The sequence below is a fragment of the Mesorhizobium sp. WSM4904 genome (genome assembly GCF_029674545.1).
Taxonomy (GTDB): domain Bacteria; phylum Pseudomonadota; class Alphaproteobacteria; order Rhizobiales; family Rhizobiaceae; genus Mesorhizobium.
Genome location: NZ_CP121354.1, coordinates 4,745,133 through 4,763,920, shown reverse-complemented (window position 1 = coordinate 4,763,920; position 18,788 = coordinate 4,745,133). Strand labels below are relative to the sequence as shown.

18 protein-coding genes are annotated in these 18,788 nt (G+C 64.5%); 13 read left to right on the top strand and 5 right to left on the bottom strand.

Annotated features, from left to right (window positions below):
- Positions 1–30 precede the first annotated feature (30 nt).
- On the bottom strand, positions 31–447 hold the full coding sequence (locus QAZ47_RS22915) for a VOC family protein (protein WP_278078140.1): 417 nt from the start codon (positions 445–447) through the stop codon (positions 31–33).
- A gap of 225 nt (positions 448–672) precedes the next feature.
- Here QAZ47_RS22915 and QAZ47_RS22910 point away from each other — a divergent pair, with 225 nt between their 5' ends.
- The 6 genes from QAZ47_RS22910 (at position 673) to lpxK (ending at position 6,331) form a co-directional block, all read left to right on the top strand.
- Positions 673–2,016, top strand: a complete 1,344-nt coding sequence (locus tag QAZ47_RS22910) for a TldD/PmbA family protein (protein WP_278230824.1) — start codon at positions 673–675, stop codon at positions 2,014–2,016.
- Positions 2,003–2,812, top strand: a complete 810-nt coding sequence (locus QAZ47_RS22905) for a 3'(2'),5'-bisphosphate nucleotidase CysQ (protein ID WP_278230823.1) — start codon at positions 2,003–2,005, stop codon at positions 2,810–2,812. Before QAZ47_RS22910 ends, QAZ47_RS22905 begins: the two co-directional genes overlap by 14 nt.
- Before the next feature lie 75 nt (positions 2,813–2,887).
- Entirely contained in the window at positions 2,888–3,133 is a 246-nt protein-coding gene (locus QAZ47_RS22900; RefSeq protein ID WP_278078142.1) for a DUF4170 domain-containing protein, read from the top strand.
- Positions 3,134–3,138: 5 nt separating this feature from the next.
- Complete coding sequence (locus QAZ47_RS22895; RefSeq protein ID WP_278207916.1) at positions 3,139–3,915, top strand: lysophospholipid acyltransferase family protein; 777 nt, start codon at positions 3,139–3,141, stop codon at positions 3,913–3,915.
- A complete protein-coding gene (waaA, locus tag QAZ47_RS22890; RefSeq protein ID WP_278230822.1) occupies positions 3,912–5,228 on the top strand; it encodes a lipid IV(A) 3-deoxy-D-manno-octulosonic acid transferase in 1,317 nt (438 codons plus the stop codon). Before QAZ47_RS22895 ends, waaA begins: the two co-directional genes overlap by 4 nt.
- Before the next feature lie 74 nt (positions 5,229–5,302).
- The gene (gene lpxK, locus QAZ47_RS22885) at positions 5,303–6,331 is read left to right on the top strand and encodes a tetraacyldisaccharide 4'-kinase (protein ID WP_278233850.1); all 1,029 of its coding nucleotides are present in this window, start codon (positions 5,303–5,305) and stop codon (positions 6,329–6,331) included.
- Between the two features lie 13 nt (positions 6,332–6,344).
- On the opposite strand, the gene QAZ47_RS22880 is transcribed toward lpxK, so the two are convergent.
- Entirely contained in the window at positions 6,345–6,578 is a 234-nt protein-coding gene (locus QAZ47_RS22880; protein WP_278078145.1) for a DUF2093 domain-containing protein, read from the bottom strand.
- A gap of 114 nt (positions 6,579–6,692) precedes the next feature.
- On the opposite strand from QAZ47_RS22880, the gene QAZ47_RS22875 reads away from it, so the two are divergent.
- On the top strand, positions 6,693–7,283 hold the full coding sequence (locus QAZ47_RS22875) for a hypothetical protein (protein WP_278230821.1): 591 nt from the start codon (positions 6,693–6,695) through the stop codon (positions 7,281–7,283).
- Between the two features lie 571 nt (positions 7,284–7,854).
- Here the strand turns inward: QAZ47_RS22875 and QAZ47_RS22870 are convergent.
- Entirely contained in the window at positions 7,855–8,781 is a 927-nt protein-coding gene (locus QAZ47_RS22870; RefSeq protein WP_278230820.1) for a LysR substrate-binding domain-containing protein, read from the bottom strand.
- 90 nt (positions 8,782–8,871) lie between these two features.
- On the opposite strand from QAZ47_RS22870, the gene QAZ47_RS22865 reads away from it, so the two are divergent.
- Positions 8,872–9,765, top strand: coding sequence for a DMT family transporter (locus QAZ47_RS22865; RefSeq protein WP_278230819.1), 894 nt, complete (start codon positions 8,872–8,874; stop codon positions 9,763–9,765).
- A 192-nt stretch (positions 9,766–9,957) separates the two neighbouring features.
- Here QAZ47_RS22865 and mutL read toward each other — a convergent pair whose 3' ends face one another.
- Positions 9,958–11,832 (bottom strand): DNA mismatch repair endonuclease MutL, encoded by a 1,875-nt coding sequence (mutL, locus tag QAZ47_RS22860; RefSeq protein WP_278230818.1) that lies wholly within the window; start codon positions 11,830–11,832, stop codon positions 9,958–9,960.
- Here mutL and QAZ47_RS22855 point away from each other — a divergent pair.
- On the top strand, positions 11,798–13,177 hold the full coding sequence (locus QAZ47_RS22855) for a putative sensor domain DACNV-containing protein (RefSeq protein WP_278230817.1): 1,380 nt from the start codon (positions 11,798–11,800) through the stop codon (positions 13,175–13,177). The genes mutL and QAZ47_RS22855 overlap by 35 nt on opposite strands.
- Positions 13,178–13,250: 73 nt before the next feature.
- On the opposite strand, the gene QAZ47_RS22850 is transcribed toward QAZ47_RS22855, so the two are convergent.
- The gene (locus QAZ47_RS22850; protein ID WP_278230816.1) at positions 13,251–14,153 is read right to left on the bottom strand and encodes a LysR substrate-binding domain-containing protein; all 903 of its coding nucleotides are present in this window, start codon (positions 14,151–14,153) and stop codon (positions 13,251–13,253) included.
- Between the two features lie 90 nt (positions 14,154–14,243).
- Between QAZ47_RS22850 and QAZ47_RS22845 the strand changes: the two genes are divergently transcribed.
- The 4 genes from QAZ47_RS22845 to QAZ47_RS22830 all read left to right on the top strand — a co-directional run bounded on the left by QAZ47_RS22845 (position 14,244) and on the right by QAZ47_RS22830 (position 18,667).
- Complete coding sequence (locus tag QAZ47_RS22845) at positions 14,244–15,794, top strand: trimethylamine methyltransferase family protein (RefSeq protein ID WP_278230815.1); 1,551 nt, start codon at positions 14,244–14,246, stop codon at positions 15,792–15,794.
- A gap of 64 nt (positions 15,795–15,858) precedes the next feature.
- The gene (locus QAZ47_RS22840; RefSeq protein ID WP_278230814.1) at positions 15,859–17,508 is read left to right on the top strand and encodes an ABC transporter substrate-binding protein; all 1,650 of its coding nucleotides are present in this window, start codon (positions 15,859–15,861) and stop codon (positions 17,506–17,508) included.
- Between the two features lie 99 nt (positions 17,509–17,607).
- Entirely contained in the window at positions 17,608–18,081 is a 474-nt protein-coding gene (locus QAZ47_RS22835; RefSeq protein WP_278230813.1) for a DUF3828 domain-containing protein, read from the top strand.
- Positions 18,082–18,085: 4 nt separating this feature from the next.
- Positions 18,086–18,667: a hypothetical protein gene (locus QAZ47_RS22830; RefSeq protein WP_278230812.1), complete on the top strand. Its 582-nt coding sequence runs from the start codon at positions 18,086–18,088 to the stop codon at positions 18,665–18,667.
- Positions 18,668–18,788 lie beyond the last annotated feature (121 nt).

Sequence of the window (18,788 nt, the reverse complement as noted above, 5' to 3'; positions counted from 1 at the left end):
TGAGGGGCAGCGCCGACGTTGGCGATCTGCTCAATGCGCGAACACCTGCTCCAGCGAGCGGAAACCTTTGAATTCGAGCGCGTTGCCAGATGGATCGCGGATGAACAGCGTCGCCTGCTCGCCGGGCTCGCCCTTGAAGCGCACCATCGGCCGTTCCAGCCAGTCTATGTCGGAGCGGGCCTCTAGCCGTGCGGCAAGCCGCTCCCATTCGTCCATCAGAAGCACCGCGCCGAAATGCGGGATCGGCACGGCCACGCCGTCGACCTTGCCGTCGCGGGCCGCTTCGGTCGCCTGCGGCCGCAAATGCGCCGACATCTGGTGGCCATAGAGGTCGAAATCGACCCAGGTCGCGGACGAGCGGCCGATCGCGCAGCCTAGCACCTCGCCATAGAAAGCGCGGGTTTCGTCGAGATCACGGACCGGGAAGGCGAGGTGGAAAGGCGTCATGCGAGAACTCCGGACAGGCAAGGGTGCCGCGGGCGGCTGTGTCTGCGGCTTTGGGGCGATTTGGTCGCGGCATCCTGATTGGCCTTCGCCCATTGCACAAGCGCCCATTGCACAAGCGAGCATGGAACAATAGATGGTGCATCAGCATCCAATTGGCACGTCAGCACCCAGACAGTGCTGCAGCGTCTGCCCTCCAGGACAGCTTGAACAGACAGGACCAACCGCATGACCGACACGCTCGACGCAGCGAAACTGACCGACCGCGTCGCGGCGCTGGTCGAGGCGGCCAAACGCGCCGGAGCGGACGCCGCCGACGCGGTCGCGGTGCGCGGCCGTTCGGCCGGCGTGTCGGTGCGGCTGGGCAAGGTCGAAGGCACCGAATCGTCGGAAAGCGAGGATGTCTCGCTGCGCGTCTTCGTCGGCCAGCGCGTGGCGAGCGTTTCCGCCACCGCTGCCTCCGACCCGAAGGCGCTCGCCGAGCGCGCCGTCGCCATGGCGAAAGTCTCGCCCGAGGATCCTTACCAAGGCCTCGCCGATCCGGCGCTGCTTGCCCGCGACTTGCGCGATCTCGACCTCTTCGATCCGACCGAGGTGTCGGCCGATCAGTTGAAGGAAGCGGCGCTTGCGGCGGAGGCGGCGGCCCTTGCCGTCAAGGGCGTCACCAATTCCGCCGGCAGCGGCGCCAGCGCCGGGCTCGGCGGCCTGGTGCTCGCCACCTCGCATGGCTTCCTCGGCCAGTATGTCGCCTCGCGCTTCTCGCGATCGACCAGCGTCATTGCCGGCGAGGGCACGGCGATGGAGCGCGACTATGAATTTTCCTCCCGCCAGCATTTCGCCGATCTCGACGCGCCGGAAGACATCGGTCGCAAGGCCGGTGAACGCACGGTGCGCCGCCTCGGCGCCCGCAAGGCGGCGACCGGCCCGGTCGATGTCGTGTTCGATCCGCGCGTGGCGCGCGGCATTGCCGGCCATCTCGCCGGCGCCATCAACGGCGCCGCAGTGGCGCGCAAGACCAGCTTCCTGCGCGACATGATGGGAAAGCAGGTAGCCGCCGCCGCGATCACCGTCACCGACGAGCCGTTGCGGCGTCGCGGCCAGGCCTCGCGCCCCTTCGATGGCGAAGGCGTCGAGGGCGAGAAGCTTTTGATGGTCGACAAGGGCGTGCTCAACCACTGGTTCCTGTCGACGTCGGCCGCGCGCGAGCTCGGCCTTGTCACCAACGGTCGCGGCTCGCGCAGTGGCTCTTCGGTCTCGCCGTCCTCGACCAATCTCGCCATCGAGCCCGGCGAGCGCACGCCGGAGGAGCTGATCGCCTCGCTGAAGCGCGGCTTCTATGTCACCGAGGTGTTCGGCCAGGGTGTCGACATGGTGACCGGCGAGTACAGCCGCGGCGCCTCCGGCTTCTGGATCGAGAACGGCGCGCTCGCCTATCCGGTGGCCGAGGTGACGATCGCTTCGAACCTGAAGACCATGTTCCTCAACATGGTGCCGGCAAGCGACCTCGATCGCAATTTCGGCACTGCGGCGCCGACACTTCTGATCGAGGGGATGACCCTTGCCGGTGCTTGACCAGCTTGCCTTGAGCGAGGCGCGCGACGACCTTGCATTGCTGCGCGACGCCGCCCGCGAGGCCGGGGCGATCGCGATGCGCTATTTCGGCAACAACCCGCAGGTGTGGATGAAGGGCGGCACCTCGCCGGTCAGCGAGGCCGACCATGCCGCCGACGCCTATCTGCGCGAGACCCTGCTCAAAGCGCGGCCGGATTACGGCTGGCTGTCGGAGGAGACCGCCGACGATCATGCCAGGCTTTCGGCCCGCCGCACCTTCGTCGTCGACCCGATCGATGGCACGCGGGGCTTTCTCGACGGCCTGCATTCCTGGTGCGTCAGCGTCGCCGTGGTCGAGGACGGCCGCTCGCTGGCCGGCGTGCTCGAATGCCCGGCCAAGGACGAAACCTACTGGGCGCTGCCGGGCGAGGGCGCTTTCCTCAACGGCAAGCGCATCCATGTGCGCGCGCCGGGCGAGACCGTCGATATCGGCGGGCCCAAGCCGCTGGTCGACCGCATGCCGGAGGCCTGGCAGGGCCGGATGCGCCGCATAGCCTATATCCCTTCTCTCGCCTACCGGCTGGCGATGATCGCCAACGGCAAGATCGACGCGACCTTCGTCAAGCCCAATGCGCATGATTGGGATATCGCCGCCGCCGACCTCATCCTCGCCGAGGCGGGCGGCGCCTTGCTCGACCGCGGCGGACAGCCGCCGCGTTACGCCGGCAAGGTGATCAACCACGGCGCGCTCGCCGCCGGCAGCGGCGAACTGCTGGACGTCCTTGCCGGCGTCATCGCCGGAGCTGACGAAGGGTGAGTCGGCCCACAGTTCCAAAATCGACCGCTTTGGTCTAAACGTTTCACAAAACTCATGAATCTGCGAAGGATCGGCATGGCCGTAGAAGACGGAAAGAAGCAGCTTTTGCACCTGGTGTTCGGCGGCGAGCTGAAAAAGCTGGGTGGAACCGAGTTTCGTGACCTGGATGCGCTCGACATCGTCGGCATCTACCCCGACTATCAATCCGCGCACGCCGCATGGAAGGCGAAGGCGCAGGCCAGCGTCGACAATGCCCATATGCGTTATTTCGTCGTTCACCTGCATCGGTTGCTCGACCCAGAGACGAAGGCAACCGGTTGACATCTATGGAGCATGAAGCGGTGAAAGGGGCGGCCGGGCGCGCCGCCAGGCGAGGCGGGACGCGCACGTTGTGGCGCCGCATCCGCGAGCCGCTCGCCCAGTCGCGATTCGTCAAGAATTTCATCGCCAGCCTGTTCGCCTGGTTCGTGCGCCTGATTCGCATCACCAGCCCGCTGGTCAAGGGATCGACGCAGGTTGCCGGCGGTGCCTATGCGCATCTCGAGCCCGGCATCATCGCGCTGTGGCATGGCCAGCATCTGCTGACGCCCGCTTACTATCCCAAGGGCCGGCCGCTGGTCGCCATGGTCTCGCGCAGCGCCGATGCCGAGCTCAACGCGCTGATGATCGAGAAATTCGGCATCGAGGCGGTGCGCGGCTCGGGCGGCCGCGACAGTTCGAGGCATCTTGACAAAGGCGGCGCCAAAGCCTTGATCGCGCTCAAGAAATCGCTGGTCGCCGGCAAGAATGTCGCCATGATCGCCGACATCCCGCATGGCACGCCGCGCGACGCCGGGCTGGGCATCGTGCTGCTGGCCAGGCTGTCCGGTCGCCCGATCCTGCCTTCGGCAATCGCCACCAGCCGCCGCAAGGTGCTGGAAAAAAGCTGGGACAAGACAACCATCAACCTGCCTTTCGGCCGCTCCGCGGTCATCGTCGGAACACCCGTCTTCGTGCCGGCCGACGCCGACGACGCCGAGATGGAGCGCAAGCGCCAGGAGGTCACCGCCTCGCTCAATGCGGCGACCGCCGAGGCCTACCGTCTCGTGGACGGCGCCAAATGAGCGAGCGCTGGGCGCGCGCTGCCCTGACCGCCTACCGCTACGCGGGGGCCGTCGCCTATCCTCTGATCGGGCCCTATGTCGCCTGGCGCGCCTCGCGCGGCAAGGAAGACCGCGTCCGCCGCCGCGAGCGCTACGGCGTCGCCGGCCGTCCGCGCCCGGAAGGCCCGGTGATCTGGATCCATGCCGCGAGCGTCGGCGAGACGATCGCCGTCGTGCCGCTGGTCGAGTGCATCCTCGACTATGGCGTCAACGTCGTGCTGACGACCGGCACCGTGACCTCGGCGAAGGTCGCCGACGAGCGGCTCGGCAGCCGCATCATCCACCAATATGTGCCGCTCGACCTCAAGCCCGCGGTCAGCCGCTTCCTCGATCACTGGCAGCCGGAACTGGCCATCATCGCCGAATCGGAGATCTGGCCGATGACCATCCTCGAGCTTGGCGCGCGCAACGTGCCGCAGGTTCTGGTCAATGGCCGGCTGTCGGACCGCTCCTTCCGGTCGTGGAAGAAGCGTTCCAGCGTCGCCGAGGCGCTGTTCGAGAACCTTGCCCATGTCGTTGCCCAGTCCGATGTCGACGGCGAGCGTTTCCGGGCGCTGGGCGCCCGTCCCGTCACCGTCTCCGGCAATCTCAAGGTGGACACCAACCCGCCGCCGGTCGACGAGCGGGCGCTGGCGACGCTGCAGCGCCAGATCGGCGGGCGGCCGACCTGGGCGGCGATCTCGACCCATGACGGCGAGGAGGTCGTCGCGGCGGAAGTTCATGCGACCTTGCACAAGCGCCATCATGGCCTCTTGACCATCGTCGTGCCGCGCCATCCCGACCGCGCCGACGCGCTTGCCGCGCAGATTTCCGGCATAGGACTGACGGTGGCGAGGCGCAGCAAGGGCGACCGCATCTCACCGGACACCGATATCCTGCTCGGCGACACCATCGGTGAGATGGGGCTCTATCTCAGGCTGACCGAGATCGCCTTCGTCGGCCGCTCGCTGACCTCGCAAGGCGGCCAGAATCCGCTGGAGCCGGCGATGCTCGACACAGCGGTGCTTGCCGGCCGCAACGTGCAGAACTTTCGCGAAACCTATCAACGCCTGCTCGACCGCGGCGGCGCCAAGCTGGTGCGCGACCGCGACATGCTGGCCGGAGCCGTCAATTTCCTTTTGACCAATGAAGCCGCACGCCACGAGATGATGGCGGCGGGCGCCGCGACCGTCGACGAGATGCGCGGCGCGCTCGCCCGCACGCTGAAATCGCTCGAGCCCTACATCCAGCCGCTGGTCGTCAAGGCGCGCCTGAAAGGCGCCAACGGGCGTTAGCGCATGAACCCAAAAATCGGACCCGATTTTTGGCAAGGATCATGCGCAGGAATACGGCGCGTGGGGCAGGCGCCATGACCAGCGAAGCGCCCCCCTTCTGGTGGGAAAAGCCGGACTGGCGGGTGCTGGCATTGTCGCCGGCGTCGGCTGTCTACGGAATGGTGGCTGGCCGTCGCATGCGGCACGCGCCGCGCGAGAAGGTCGCAGCGCCCGTGCTCTGCGTCGGCAATCTCACCGTCGGCGGCAGCGGCAAGACGCCGGTCGCCATCGCTCTTGCCAAACAGGCCAGGCGCATGCAGCTCACGCCGGGCTTCCTGTCGCGCGGCCATGGCGGCTCCTTCGCCAAGCCGCATGTCGTCGACGCGCATCACGACGCCGCCAAGCATGTCGGCGACGAGCCGCTGTTGCTTGCCGAACATGCGCCGGTGGCGGTGACGGCCAACCGCGCCGCCGGCGCCAGGCTGCTGCTGGAAGAGCATGGCTGCGACTTCCTGATCATGGATGACGGCTTCCAGTCGGCGCGCATTCATATCGACTACGCGCTGGTCGTGGTCGACGCGCGCTTCGGCATCGGCAATGGCCGCGTCATTCCCGGCGGGCCGCTCAGGGCCAAGGTCGTCGACCAGCTGGTCTTCACCAGCGGCCTGCTGAAGATGGGCGAGGGGAGTGGCGCCGATACGGTGGTGCGCCAGGCGGCGCGCGCCGGCCGTCCGATCTTCCTGGCGCATGTCGAGCCGGCGAACCCGGCGCGCTTTGCCGGCGGCCGCTTTCTTGCCTTTGCCGGCATCGGCCATCCCGAGAAATTCTTCGACACGCTGCGCGGTGTCGGCGGCGAGGTGGCGCTGTCGCGCGCCTTCCCCGACCATCATTTCTACGCCGCGGACGAGCTCGCCGACCTTGCTGCGCTTGCCAAACGCGAAAGGCTGCGCCTCGTCACCACCGCCAAGGACGCCGCGCGGCTCCGCCACGGCGCCGCACCCGCCGGCTTCCTCGATCAGCTCGACGTGCTGGAGATCGATGCGGTGTTCGAGATCGAGCACGTGCCGGAGCGCATCGTCGGCGAGACGCTGGATGCGTGGCGGCAGCGGAAGTTGAGGGGATGACGAAGGTGAGGGCCTACCGCCGGCTTCTCATCTCCGGATGCATCTCGATCTCACGCCGCAGCGACGCGGCGGCGCTCACATAAGGCTCCTGCCTGGCGACGCTCCAATATTTGAGCTCGTCCAGCGGAATGCTCTCGCCGGTCACCGCGCAGCGCACGAACGCGCCGGGGCTGGTCACTTGGAAGTCGCCGTCGAGATAGCGGATGCGCGCTTCCTTGCCGCCGGGGCCCTCAAAACGGTTCATCATGAAATGACGCTTGGGTTCATATGGGTTCAATCGCCACAAATCGCGGGCAAGGTCAAGCTTGGCGCAACGCTCATGTAATATTGCTGCATGGCACAATGGTAGACAGGAAGCGCCATGGACATCACCAATGCCAGCAAGGCGTCTCTGCTGAGGGAGGCGCTCGCCCCGCAGCCGGTGCCGTCGGCCGGGCCTGACTCGGCGACTGCAGCGCTGGTCAAGGCGTTGGTCCAGCCGCCGGCGCCCGAAACGGTGCAGTCGGCTCAGTTCGCCGCGCAGGCGCTGAACGGTTCCCTGGCCAAGCCGCCCGCGCAAGCATCGCAGCGTCTGTCCTCGGCCGAGATCGAAAGTGCCTACAGAGCCGTCATGGAGCCGGACGCCGGCACGGATGATGCTTCGGCAAGGGCTCAGGCGCGCAGGCCGGCGGCCGACGCCGACCAGCCATCGGTGACCCGGGCGCAGCCGCCGGCCGAAGACAGCGCAGCGAGGGCCGCGCCAGCGCCACCGTCTTCGTTCTCGCCGGCTCTCGCTTCAGCGGTGCTGGTTGCGGCCAACGCCAACGCGCCGCAAGCACGTGGCGCGGCTGTCCGCCCGGCGGGTCATGCTCCGCGATCCCAACCCGGCCAGACGTCGCTGTGGACGATATCCATCGTGACGGCCATCGTCTCGGCCGCGACAACCACGATCGTGCTGTTGCTGCTTCGCTGATTGAAGGACGTGACTCGTTATCGCGTGACCAAGATGCAGATTGCGAGCCTTGCTTATTGGCCTGCCTTTTCGATCTGCCTCGCTTTTCGGCGGATGCGGCCCAAAGTGTCCAGAACTCTCAAGCGCTTCAGCGGGACGCCATCATACTCCGTACAAGATCGCCGGCCGTTGCGGTCTACAACGGTCAGCATTGCGCGACGCCTGCCTCCTTTGGCATCAAACGCAGCTAGGAAGCTCTGGAAGTCAGTCGCCTCTGCACCGTTCTTTTTGCAGAAGATAGGAAAGGCTTGCCCGAATATGGCTGCAGCACCTTTCAATTGGTGGGAAGGGCGGCCCCCAATAATACTCCCACTTAGGAAGTCGATCTCGATTACTCCGCCAGGACTGGTCGCAGCCTCTTCAAACACGTCAGTAGGGCAGTAGCCGACAACAAAGCCCAAGCCACTCGCCATTGAGTCGGCGAAGTTGTGAGCGATTGCGCAAAGGCGTTCATGCTTCATGGTTGGAGGATAACAACTTCGTGGTAAGCTTTCCACCCGTACCGGTCATTCCGCATTTATGAGTTCACGGCTTAGTTGTCGTCCTGCAGGAAGGCTTGGAGCTTCGCCGGCGCCAGCCCGGCCTGTTGGCCGATGCGCCGGGCAAGATCGGCGGCGGCGGCGCGCGGCCGGCCCACCGGCCTATCCAGCCAGTAGGACACCGGATTGAGCGCGACGCGCTCTTCGACGGCGACGATCCGGCCTGACTTCAACTGATCCTGCGTCAGCGGCGGCCGCGCCAGCGCAATGCCCAGCCCGTACGCCGCCGCGTCGAGCACCAGATTGTAGTCCTCGAAGCGCCGGTCCTGCGGGCGAGGGCGATAGTCCACGTCCTGCGCCGCGAACCAGGCGCGCCAGCCGGAGGCGTCTGAATCGTTGATCAGCGGGAATTTGAGCAGCCGGGCAGGGTCGCCCTGCCCGACCTCCTTAGCCAGTTCCGGCGATGCGATCGGAAAAATGTGCTCCTCGAAAAGCTGCACCGAGACGCGGCCCGGAATGCGGCCGCGCCCGCAGCGCACCGAAAGGTCGATGCCTTCGTCGGCAAGGTCGGCCTGGCGGTTGTCGACATCGAGCACGATGCGCAGCCGCGTCGGGTTGTTTTCCAGCGCCGCCATGCGCGGCATCAGCCAGAGACCGCTGACCGAAGGGATCGAGGCCAGCCGCACTACCGCGGTGCCGCGCGGCTCGACCCAGCGGTCGGAGTTGACCGAGATCAGAGCGAAGGCTTCGGTGGTTCTAAGGTGCAGCCGGTTGCCTTCGTTGGTCAGCGTCACGCCGCGCGCGTTGCGCTCGAACACCTTGAGGCCAAGCCAGTCCTCCAGCTTGGCGATCTGGCGGCTCACCGCGCCATGGGTGAGGTTGAGCTTTTCGGCCGCCGCCGAGAAGCTTCCGGTGCGCGCCGCCGCGTCGAAGGCGCGCAAGGTTTCGAGCGGTAGCATCTGGTTCGAGCTGTGATCCATGCTCACAGCTGACCCTCGAATTGCTCGTTTGTCAATCGGTCGGCAATGGGGTTTTCTCATCCCATGGCACTGGAAGACGAGGACACGGCGATGAGCGCTTACATCGGCACGTTGAATGAGACACAGCGCATGGACACCACCGCTGCCATAGCGGTGGCGCTGACCGTGGCCGGCTGGGCTTCGGCCTTCCCGGCGATCCGCGCCGGCCTTGCCGCCTTCCAGCCGCTGGAGTTGGGGGCGCTGCGCTTTGCCATCGCTGCCGTGCCGGCGGCCATCTTCCTCGCCGTCAGGCGCCCGGCTCTGCCCCAGGTCGACGAGCTCTGGCGCTTCGGCTTCGGCGGCGCCATCTTCGTGGCGCTCTACACCGCAATGCTCAATTTCGGCGAGCTGACCGTCTCTGCGGGCGCCGCCGGCTTCATCATCAATGTCAGCCCGATCTTCACGGCGATCATGGCCATGGCGCTGCTCGGCGAGCGCTTTTCCGGCCTGGCATGGCTCGGCACCGTGATCTCGTTCACCGGCATCGGCATCATCGCGGTGGCGGACGGGCACGGCCTGCATTTCAACGCCGGCGCGCTCCTGGTGCTGGGCTCGGCACTTTGCTCGGCCGTCAACACCATCGTCCAGAAGCCGCTCTTTGCCCACCATCATCCGCTGACGATCGCCGCTTCCAACATGGTGCTCGGCGCGCTTTGCCTATCGCCCTTCCTGCCGGAAGCGTTTTCGCAGGCCGCGGTCGCCGACTCCGCCGGCCTCGGCGCCGTCATCTATCTCGGCATCGTGCCCTCGATGATAGCCTACGCCGCCTGGGCGACAGCGCTCTCCCGCCTGCCGGCCGCGCGCGCCTCGAACTTCCTTTATCTCGTCTCGCCGACCTCCGCCTTGATCGGCTTCTTCTGGCTGGGCGAAGTGCCGAGCCTGCTCGGCATCCTCGGCGGCGCGCTGGCTCTTGGCGGCGTCATCGTGGTGAATTTGAAGCGGTAAGTCAGAGGGTTGAAGCCGTTTCCCGACTCAAGAAAAGAGCCGCTTCGAGCGGCTCTTTTCTTGGCCCCCCACCCGGACCTTCGGTCCGACCTCCCCACAAGCGGGAGGTAGGGCGCCGCGCCCTTACCCTCCCCCTTGTGGGGAGGGTCGCCGCGAAGCGGCGGGGTGGGGGTCTGCGCCCTATGCGATTATTCACCGTCGCCCGAATAGCCTTTCGATGTCAGCGAGCTTCAATTCGATATAGGTCGGGCGGCCGTGGTTGCAGGTGCCGGAGCCAGGCGTCGCCTCCATCTGGCGCAGCAGCGCGTTCATCTCCTCGGCCTTGAGCAGTCGGCCCGAGCGCACCGAGCCGTGACAGGCCATGGTCGCGGCGATTTTGTCCAGCCGCTCCTTCAGCGTCTCGACCGTATCGTTGTCGGCGATCTCGTCGGCAAGGTCGCGCACCAATTGCTGCACATTGGTCTCGCCGAGCATCGACGGCGTCTCGCGCACCGCCACCGCGCCGGGGCCGAAGCGCTCAAGGCCGAGGCCAAATTTGGCGAGCGTCTCAGAATGCATCGCCAGCCGCTCGGCGTCCTCCTCGGGCAGGTCGACGATTTCAGGCAAGAGCAGCATCTGTGACGGCACCGCGCGCGAATGCAGCGCGTTCTTCAGCGCCTCGTAGACCAGCCGCTCATGCGCGGCATGCTGGTCGACGATGATGAGCGAATCCCTGGTCTGGGCGACGATGTAGTTCTCGTGCACCTGCGCCCGCGCCGCGCCCAGCGCCATGCCGAGCAACGCCTCAGTCGGTTCGGCAGTACCCGCCCGCGCGTCGGCGCTGGCAAGCGGTCCGGTGTCGAAAGCGGCTTGCTCGTTCTCGGCGAAGCCGTTTCGCGGCGGCCACGCCCCGCCATGGCCCATATCGAGCGGTCGGTGCGGCGAGCGCGAGGGGTCGAAACCGCTGGAGCCTGAGGCATGGTAGGCGGCCTCGTAGCTGCGGTGGCCGCTGGTCGGGCCTGGATGCGCGTATGGCGCCGCGCCCGGCCGGAACGCCGCCATCATGCCGGCGGCGCCCGTGGTTGCCGCCCGGATGCCGGCGCCGGCCAAAGCCTCGCGGATGGCGCCGACGATCAGCCCGCGCACCAGGCCCGGGCCGCGGAAGCGCACATCGGCCTTGGCCGGATGGACGTTGACGTCGACGGTCGCCGGATCGAGCGTCAGGAACAGTACCGTGACCGCATGCCGGTCGCGCGGCAGGACGTCGGCGAAGGCGCCGCGGATCGCGCCGGCAATCAGCTTGTCGCGCACCGGCCTGCCGTTGACATAGGCATATTGCTGCAACGCGTTGGCTCGCGTGTAGGAAGGGATCGAGACGTGGCCGGCAAGATGCACCCCGTCGCGCATGGCATCGATGGCAATGGCATTGTCGGGGAAATCCTTGCCCATCACCTGCGCGACGCGAGCAAGCCGGCCCTCCGGCGTGTCGCTGGTCGCCGGCAATTCGAGCGTCGAACGGTCGGAGCCGGCAAGGGTGAAGCGCACGGCCGGGAAGGCTATCGCGATCCGCCTCACCACATCGCTGATGGCCGAACTTTCGGCGCGCTCGCCCTTCATGAATTTGAGCCGTGCCGGCGTGGCGAAGAAGAGGTCGCGCACCTCGACGGTCGTGCCGCGGTTTGCGGCCGCCGGCTTGACGGCTGAAACCCGGCCGCCGTCGATGCCGATCTCGGCCGCGGCGTCGCCGCTTGCCGTGCGCGAGCGGATCGAAAGCCTGGCCACCGAGCCGATCGAGGGCAGCGCCTCGCCGCGAAAACCCAATGAACGGATGTCGTGGATGTCGTTGGAGAGCTTCGAGGTGCAATGCCGGGCGACCGCCAATGACAGTTCCTTTTCGGGAATGCCCGAGCCGTCGTCGGTGACCCGGATGAGAGAAAGCCCGCCGCCGCCGGTGACGATCTCGACCCTGCTCGCGTCGGCGTCGAGCGCGTTCTCGACCAGTTCCTTCACCACGCTCGCCGGGCGCTCGATCACCTCGCCGGCGGCGATCTGGTTGATCATTGTTTCTGAAAGCTGGCGAATGGGCATGGCTTTATCTTACATGGATTCGCCGAATGACAACCAGCGCTCGCCGCCGTTGCAGCATTCGTGCAACAAATTGGAGATTTCCGTGGCAGCGTTCCCGAAGGATTTAGCGGATGTCGTGTTTAAACGGTGGCCTCACATGGTCGGCGGAGACTATGTAACTCCCCCATGTCCCCCTCTACAGTTGCTCGAGCAGTTATTGGACGTTTCCTATCTTACGGCCAGCGCTCCAGAAGAGGCGCGATATCCATCCTTCAACATTGTTGCTCTTGCGGAAAATTCTACGAAAACACCGTCACCGGTGGGGCCTGTGTATGAGTTTGCATCATCGCGTCCTCTCAGCGTTGGGGAACTTCGTCGCCTAGCTCCCGCCACCGATTCGAAGAAATCAGCGATATTGGCCTTTTGGAACGAGCAAGAGTGGTCGATCGCTGGGTTGATTGACCTTGGTACGTCTTGGCACCGAGCCCGCACTGGCTTGGAGTACCGTTATCGAGACCCGCGTGGCCTCTTTGTTCAGGTCGACCGCCCCGGACGCTTGCGCGTATACCAAGGTGGCTTCCTCGTGGCTACGCTTACGGACGGAGTTATTGAGACTGGCCGCATGGATTATAATGTCTTTCTTCATGAACCAGCCAACGCCGGTTTAGGAAGAATGAGCGAAGAGATTGACTATCCTGAATATGAGCATCCGAGAGAGTACAGAGATTTCGAATTTATCGCGATGTGGAATACCTATGCGGCCATCGCAAATGCCATTAGTTTAGCAGGCCATGGAGGAATGCTCATAATCAAAGCGGGTGACACGAAGATTGACCCAGGAATTATTAAGATAAAGTACGAGACAGATGCGGGTACGCTGAGGGCATCATTTATCGATTTTATGAATAGAAGAAACGTTCTCGGGGATTATGAGTCGTTGGATGAGGACGGTCATTTAGTCCCCGAGGGAGCATTGTACAAAGCGGTGGGCGAGATGAAGGACTCCTACGAATCGTTGGTGGAAGCAACTCGATTTGTTGCCGGTTTGTCTGGTTGCGATGGATCTATCGTAATCTCTGACGACTTGAGATTGTTAGGATTTGGAGCAGAAATTAGAGCGGAAATACGCCAGGATATAAATATTTTTGAAGTTAACGACGAGTTTCGTCGGAAGTACAAGAGATGTGACATCGAGCAGTTTGGCATGCGCCACCGATCCGCAGTAAAACTAGCGAGTCGAGATTATGATTGTCGGATTTTGGTGGTGTCGCAGGACGGTCCAATTAGCGCAGTTTGGTGGGAGAAAGATCGAGTTTTGGTCAAAAAGGGCGTTCACCTGGTCAATATGAACATCCCTTGGGCGTAAGGCTTTAGTCTCCCGGTGACGTTTTGTACGTCGCCGGTCGGCGCTATTCTATTCCCGAACAATGTCGGTTCCTTCACGCCTGCGCCACCAGCCAGTCCCTCACTTTGCGTGCGTTGTCGCTGAGCTCGCGGTTCTTCGGCCAGATGACGTGGAAGCCGATGCCGGTCCGCATCACATGGTCGGTCACCGGCACGAGCAGGCCCGATGCCACCAGCCGCTCGACCAGATGCCGCCAGCCGAGCGAGATGCCTTGCCCCTCCATCACCGCCTGGATCACCAACGCATAGTCGTTGATGCGCAACCCGCGCTCGGCATTGCGCAGGCTGGTTCCGGCGGACGCGAACCATTCGTCCCAGTTCGGGGCTTCGCGATAGGGCTCCTCGAGATGGATGAGCCTGTGCGTTGCCAGTTCCGCGACGGTCTTCGGCATGCCGAATTTGGCGAGATAGCTAGGCCCGGCGACCGGGAAAATCTCTTCGTCGGAGAGCGACAGGGAATGATAGTCCGGCCAGTCGCGGGGCATCCCTCCGCGCACCCCGAGCGGAATGCCCTCGGCGATGATGTCGAGGTCGCGGTCGGCGGTCTGGATGCGCAGGTCGACGCCCGGCAGCTCGTCGCGGAACTGCTGCAGCCGCGGCATCATCCAGAACGAGCCGAAGGCAGTCGAGGCGGCTAAAGTCACGTGCCCGCCGGTCGCCTGCATCCGAAGATCCTCGGCCGATTTGCGGATATGCGACAGGCCGAGCGAGACGTCGGCGTGGAAGCGCTCGCCGGCCTCCGTCAGCAGCACCTGGCGATGGCGGCGCTGGAAGAGCTTTGCGCCGAGCTGTTCCTCCAGCCCGCGCACCGCATAGGAGACGGCCGCCTGCGTCATGCCGAGCTCGCGCCCGGCCGCAGTGAAGCTGGACAGCCGGCCCGCCGCCTCGAAGACGACGAGGCTGCCGGCGGAAGGGAGGAGGTGGCGTAGACTTCGCATAAGTGCAGCTTATACAAGAGATCAGGATTTTCCAGCGTCACATCCATATTTCGTCTCGCTAACTTGGGCAGGCGGGAAGAAGGAGGCTCCATGAACGCACTGGCCGCTGAATTGACTGAACCGACCCATCGTCGCGGTGGCGGCCGCCTTGGGCGCAAGGCGCTGAGAAGCGCCCCGGTTGCGTCCTTTCCGACGCTGGTCCGGCAGATCCCCGTCTACGAGATCGTGCCCGACGAGGCGGTGGAACTGATCCACGAAGAGTCGCTCAAGATCCTCGAGGAAGTGGGCTGCGAATTCCGTGACGACGAGGCGATCGCGCTTTGGAAAGCGGCGGGCGCCGACGTCAGGGAAACGCGTGTGCGCATCGACCGCGCGCTGCTGATGGAGCTCGTCTCGAAGGTTCCGCCGGAATTCACGCTCAACGCGCGCAATCCCGAGCGCACGGTCCGCGTCGGCGGCAAGAACTCGATCTTCGTGCCGATGTATGGCGCGCCCTATGTGCGCGACCTCGACAACAAGCGGCGCTACGGCACGCTCGCCGACCTCAACAATTTCCACAAGCTCGCCTACATGGCGCCGGCGCTGCATTCGTCGAGCTCGATCATCTGCGAGCCGATGGAGATCCCGGTGCCGAAGCGGCATCTTCACATCATCCATTCGGCGCTCAAGCACTCCGACAAGCCGTTCATGGGCATCGTGACGTCGAAGGAGAGGGCCGAGGACACGATGGCGATGGCTGCGATCGTCTTCGGCGAGGAGTTCGTGCGCGACAATCCGGTGCTGGTGGCGATCACCAACTGCAATTCGCCGCTGGTGTGGGACGCCACCATGCTCGACGCCATGCGGGTCTATGCCCGCCACAACCAGCCGCTGATCCTGGCGCCCTTCGCGCTCTGCGGCGCCTCGACGTCCGCCTCCGCCGTCGGCGCGGTCGCGCAGGTCAACGCCGAGGCGCTTGCGGGCGTTGCCTTCACCCAGCTCATCCGTCCCGGCTCGCCGCAGATATACGGCCAGTTCATGGTGACGGTCGACATGAAGACCGGCGCCCCGATGGGCGGCACGCCGGAGGCCGCCCAGATGATGTATCTGATGGGCGCGCTGGCCAGGAAGTACAAGCTGCCTTGGCGCACCTCCGGCTTCCATGTCGGCTCCAAGCTCAACGACGCCCAGGCCGGCTACGAGGCGAACATGCTCATGCATGCCGCGATCCTCGCCGGCGCCAACTATATCTGGCACTCCGCCGGCTGGCTCGAGGCAGGCCTCACCTGCGGCTATTCGAAATTCGCCACTGATTGCGAGCAGCTCGTCGGCTGGTACAAATATGCCGGCGGCGTTCCTTTCGACGATTTCAAGGACGCCATGGCCGCGATCCGCGAGGTCGGTCCGCAAGGGCATTTCCTCGGCACTCAGCACACGCTCGAGCACTTCGAGCGCGCCTTCTTTATGCCAAACATCATGGACTTCAATTCCTTCGAGCAGTGGAGCGCCGAAGGCGCCAAGGATCACGACACGCGCGGCCGGGAAAAGGCGCGCGCCATGCTCGCCGACTACCAGGAGCCGAAACTCGACGAGAGCATCGCCGAGGGTCTCGCGGATTTGATCGCGCGGCGTGAGGAAAAGCTGCCGGACAGCATTAGTTGATGCATATCAACGACAGTTGAAACCAACCGGGCGAAGACCTGAAGAAATCAATGGGAGAACGAGAATGACACTTTTCAGAAGCAATGGCGACCGGGTCCCGGCCGCTATCGAGGCGATGGCGGAGGAGGCCCGGGCGGGTCGTGTCGACCGGCGCGAATTCCTGGCTCTGGCAAGCGCCTTCGGCGCATCGACGGCTTTCGCCTATGGCATGATCGGCCTTGCCGCGCCGACAAAAGCCCTGGCAGACGAGCCGAAGAAAGGCGGAACGCTGCATGTCGCAATGTCCGTCAAGGCGCAGAAGGATCCGCGCACCTATGACTGGACGGAGATGGCAAACGTCACCCGCACCTGGCTGGAGCCGCTCGTGCGCTACACGCATCAGTTCACTTTCGAGCCGGTCCTGCTCGAAAGCTGGGACGTCAACGACGATGCCACCGAATACACGCTGCATCTGCGCAAAGGCGTCACCTGGAACAATGGTGATGCCTTCAACGCCGATGACGTGGTCTTCAACCTGAACCGCTGGTGCGAGAAGGGGGCTTCCGGCAATTCCATGGCGGCGCGCGTCGGCGCGCTGGTCGATGCCAAGACCGGCAAGGCGAAGGACGGCGCCATCACCAAGGTCGACGACCATACGGTCAAGCTGACGCTTTCCGAAGCCGATATCGCGATCATACCGGGCTTCACCGACTATCCGGCGCTGATCGTGCATCGCGACTTCGACAAGGATGGCGCCGACCCGATCAAGAAGCCGATCGGTACCGGAGCTTTCGAGCTGGTCTCCTACGCGGTCGGCCAGAAGGCGGTCGTCAAGCGCCGCGAGAACGGCAAGTGGTGGGGTGGCGAAGCGCCGCTCGACGGGGTCGAGTTCATCGATTACGGCACCGACTTCAACGCCACGCTGAATGCCTTCGATTCCGGCGAGATCGACCTCGATTTCGAAACGCCGGCCGACTTCATCGACCCGCTCGACAAGATGGATCTGGTGAAATCGGAAGTCGCAACGGCGACCACGCTCGTCGCCCGCACCAACATCACGCACAAGCCCTATGACGACAAACGGGTGCGCAACGCGCTGCAGATGGCCGTCGACAACAACCAGGTCATGCAACTCGGCTATAATGGCCGCGGCACGGTCGGCGAGAACCATCATGTCAGCCCGATCCATCCCGAATACTATCCGCTGCCCAAGAAGCAGCGGGACGCGGCCGGCGCCAAGAAGCTGATGGCCGAAGCCGGCCAGGCCGACTTCGAGCACGAGCTGATCACCGTCGAGGACGAGTGGCAGAAGAACACAGGCGACGCGATCGCCGGCCAGTTGCGCGATGCCGGCATCAAGGTGAAGCGCACGGTGCTGCCGGGCTCGACCTTCTGGAACGACTGGACGAAATACCCTTATTCCATGACCATCTGGTACATGCGCCCGCTCGGCGTCCAGGTCCTGGCGCTGGGCTACCGCACCGGCGAGGCCTGGAATGAGACGGCTTATTCCAACCCGGATTTCGACGCCAAGCTCAAGGAGGCGTTGTCGCAGATCGACGTCGCCAAGCGCAAGGAGGTGATGAAGGACGTCGAGCAGATCCTGCAGGACTCAGGCGTCATCATCCAGCCGTTCTGGCAGAAGCTCTACTGCCACATGAACAAGAAGGTGAAGAACTACGCCATGCATCAGACCTACGAAATGGACTTCCAGAACGTCTGGCTTGAAGCCTGAGACGGCGGCGCAAGGACTTCATGCGCCGCGAAAAAGCCGATATGCAGGATGCGTGGTGGTGATCCTGCCACCACGCCGCCGAACATCCGGAGATCCTGCATGAGACCGATAGTGCTGGCCGCCGCCATGTCGATCGCCTTGCCCGCCTCGGCACTTGCCGGGCCGGCGTCCAAGGCCGTGAAGTTCTTCTATGTGCCTGAAGTGAAGTTCGAGGCGGACGCGAAATACCGCGACCGCTTCACCGAGCCGGTCACCAAGCTCTTCGAGGCCAACGACAAGGCGCAGAAGGAGAAGCCCGACGAGGTATCCTGCATCGATTTCGACCCGGGCCTCGACGCCCAGGATTTCGATCAGAAGACCGTGTCGAAAACACTGAAGCTCACCGAGGCCGTCAATGGCGACACCGCCGAGGTGACGGCAAACTTCAATCTTTTCTCGGAAGGCGATGACTCCAAACGTGAAATGGTGTGGTCGCTGAAGAAAGTGGACGGCAAGTGGAAGATAGCCGACATCACCTCCAAGACCAGCAGCTGGACGCTCAGCGCGCTGGGATGCGGCGCCTCGACGGAGTGATGCCGTGCTGCGCCGCCTCGTCCTCGCGCTGTCGAGCCTGTCGATGTTGGCCGCGGGGCTGAACGGCGGCGCTTGCGCCCAGGGGCTCTTCGGTGCGCCGCCGCCTAAGGCGTCCTCAGGAGACAATGCGCCGGCGGACGACAAGTCGCCGTCGGCCAAAACGCCGGAACCGGCCGAACCGCCGCCCGCCGCTCCCATCCTACCCGGATCGCCAACGGCGGTGGTAAGGCCCTTCTATGAGCATCTCGGGCTGGAATTGGATCCGGCTCAGCGCAAGAACTTCATCGATCCCGCGAAGAGCGTGCTCGACAAGAGCGATGCGCTGCGCGCCTCGGGCCAGGGCGAGTGCCTCGATCCCAACATGGCGCTCGACAATGCCGATTACGACAAGCTCGCCATCGACAAGAGCCTGCGCACCATCGAGGCCGTCAATGGCGACGATGCCAAGGTGGTGGTGGCCTTCGTCGTCGAAGGCCACCAGCATCGGCTGGAATGGAAGCTGAAGAAGGTCGGCGGCGACTGGAAGATCTCCGACTTTCTGTCGGTCACCGGCGAATGGGCGCTAAGCCAGTACCAGTGCGAGTGAAAGTGACTAAAGATCAGCGTCGGCGATCCTTCGCGCCCCCCTCTGGCCTGCCGGCCATCTCCCCCACTTGGGGGGAGATCAGATGTCACGCCGGCTTTCGCCAATCTCCGACGTTGCAGGA

What these genes read in the sequence shown, in the direction of transcription:
- QAZ47_RS22870 (WP_278230820.1), bottom strand. Translation starts at nt 8,781, where the DNA reads ATGGATCACAGCTCGAACCAGATGCTACCGCTCGAAACCTTGCGCGCC.
- QAZ47_RS22875 (WP_278230821.1), top strand. Translation starts at nt 6,693, where the DNA reads ATGGACATCACCAATGCCAGCAAGGCGTCTCTGCTGAGGGAGGCGCTC.
- QAZ47_RS22865 (WP_278230819.1), top strand. Translation starts at nt 8,872, where the DNA reads ATGAGCGCTTACATCGGCACGTTGAATGAGACACAGCGCATGGACACC.
- waaA (WP_278230822.1), top strand. Translation starts at nt 3,912, where the DNA reads ATGAGCGAGCGCTGGGCGCGCGCTGCCCTGACCGCCTACCGCTACGCG.
- QAZ47_RS22845 (WP_278230815.1), top strand. Translation starts at nt 14,244, where the DNA reads ATGAACGCACTGGCCGCTGAATTGACTGAACCGACCCATCGTCGCGGT.
- QAZ47_RS22880 (WP_278078145.1), bottom strand. Translation starts at nt 6,578, where the DNA reads ATGATGAACCGTTTTGAGGGCCCCGGCGGCAAGGAAGCGCGCATCCGC.
- QAZ47_RS22915 (WP_278078140.1), bottom strand. Translation starts at nt 447, where the DNA reads ATGACGCCTTTCCACCTCGCCTTCCCGGTCCGTGATCTCGACGAAACC.
- mutL (WP_278230818.1), bottom strand. Translation starts at nt 11,832, where the DNA reads ATGCCCATTCGCCAGCTTTCAGAAACAATGATCAACCAGATCGCCGCC.
- QAZ47_RS22835 (WP_278230813.1), top strand. Translation starts at nt 17,608, where the DNA reads ATGAGACCGATAGTGCTGGCCGCCGCCATGTCGATCGCCTTGCCCGCC.
- QAZ47_RS22840 (WP_278230814.1), top strand. Translation starts at nt 15,859, where the DNA reads ATGACACTTTTCAGAAGCAATGGCGACCGGGTCCCGGCCGCTATCGAG.
- lpxK (WP_278233850.1), top strand. Translation starts at nt 5,303, where the DNA reads ATGACCAGCGAAGCGCCCCCCTTCTGGTGGGAAAAGCCGGACTGGCGG.
- QAZ47_RS22910 (WP_278230824.1), top strand. Translation starts at nt 673, where the DNA reads ATGACCGACACGCTCGACGCAGCGAAACTGACCGACCGCGTCGCGGCG.
- QAZ47_RS22850 (WP_278230816.1), bottom strand. Translation starts at nt 14,153, where the DNA reads ATGCGAAGTCTACGCCACCTCCTCCCTTCCGCCGGCAGCCTCGTCGTC.
- QAZ47_RS22900 (WP_278078142.1), top strand. Translation starts at nt 2,888, where the DNA reads ATGGCCGTAGAAGACGGAAAGAAGCAGCTTTTGCACCTGGTGTTCGGC.
- QAZ47_RS22895 (WP_278207916.1), top strand. Translation starts at nt 3,139, where the DNA reads ATGGAGCATGAAGCGGTGAAAGGGGCGGCCGGGCGCGCCGCCAGGCGA.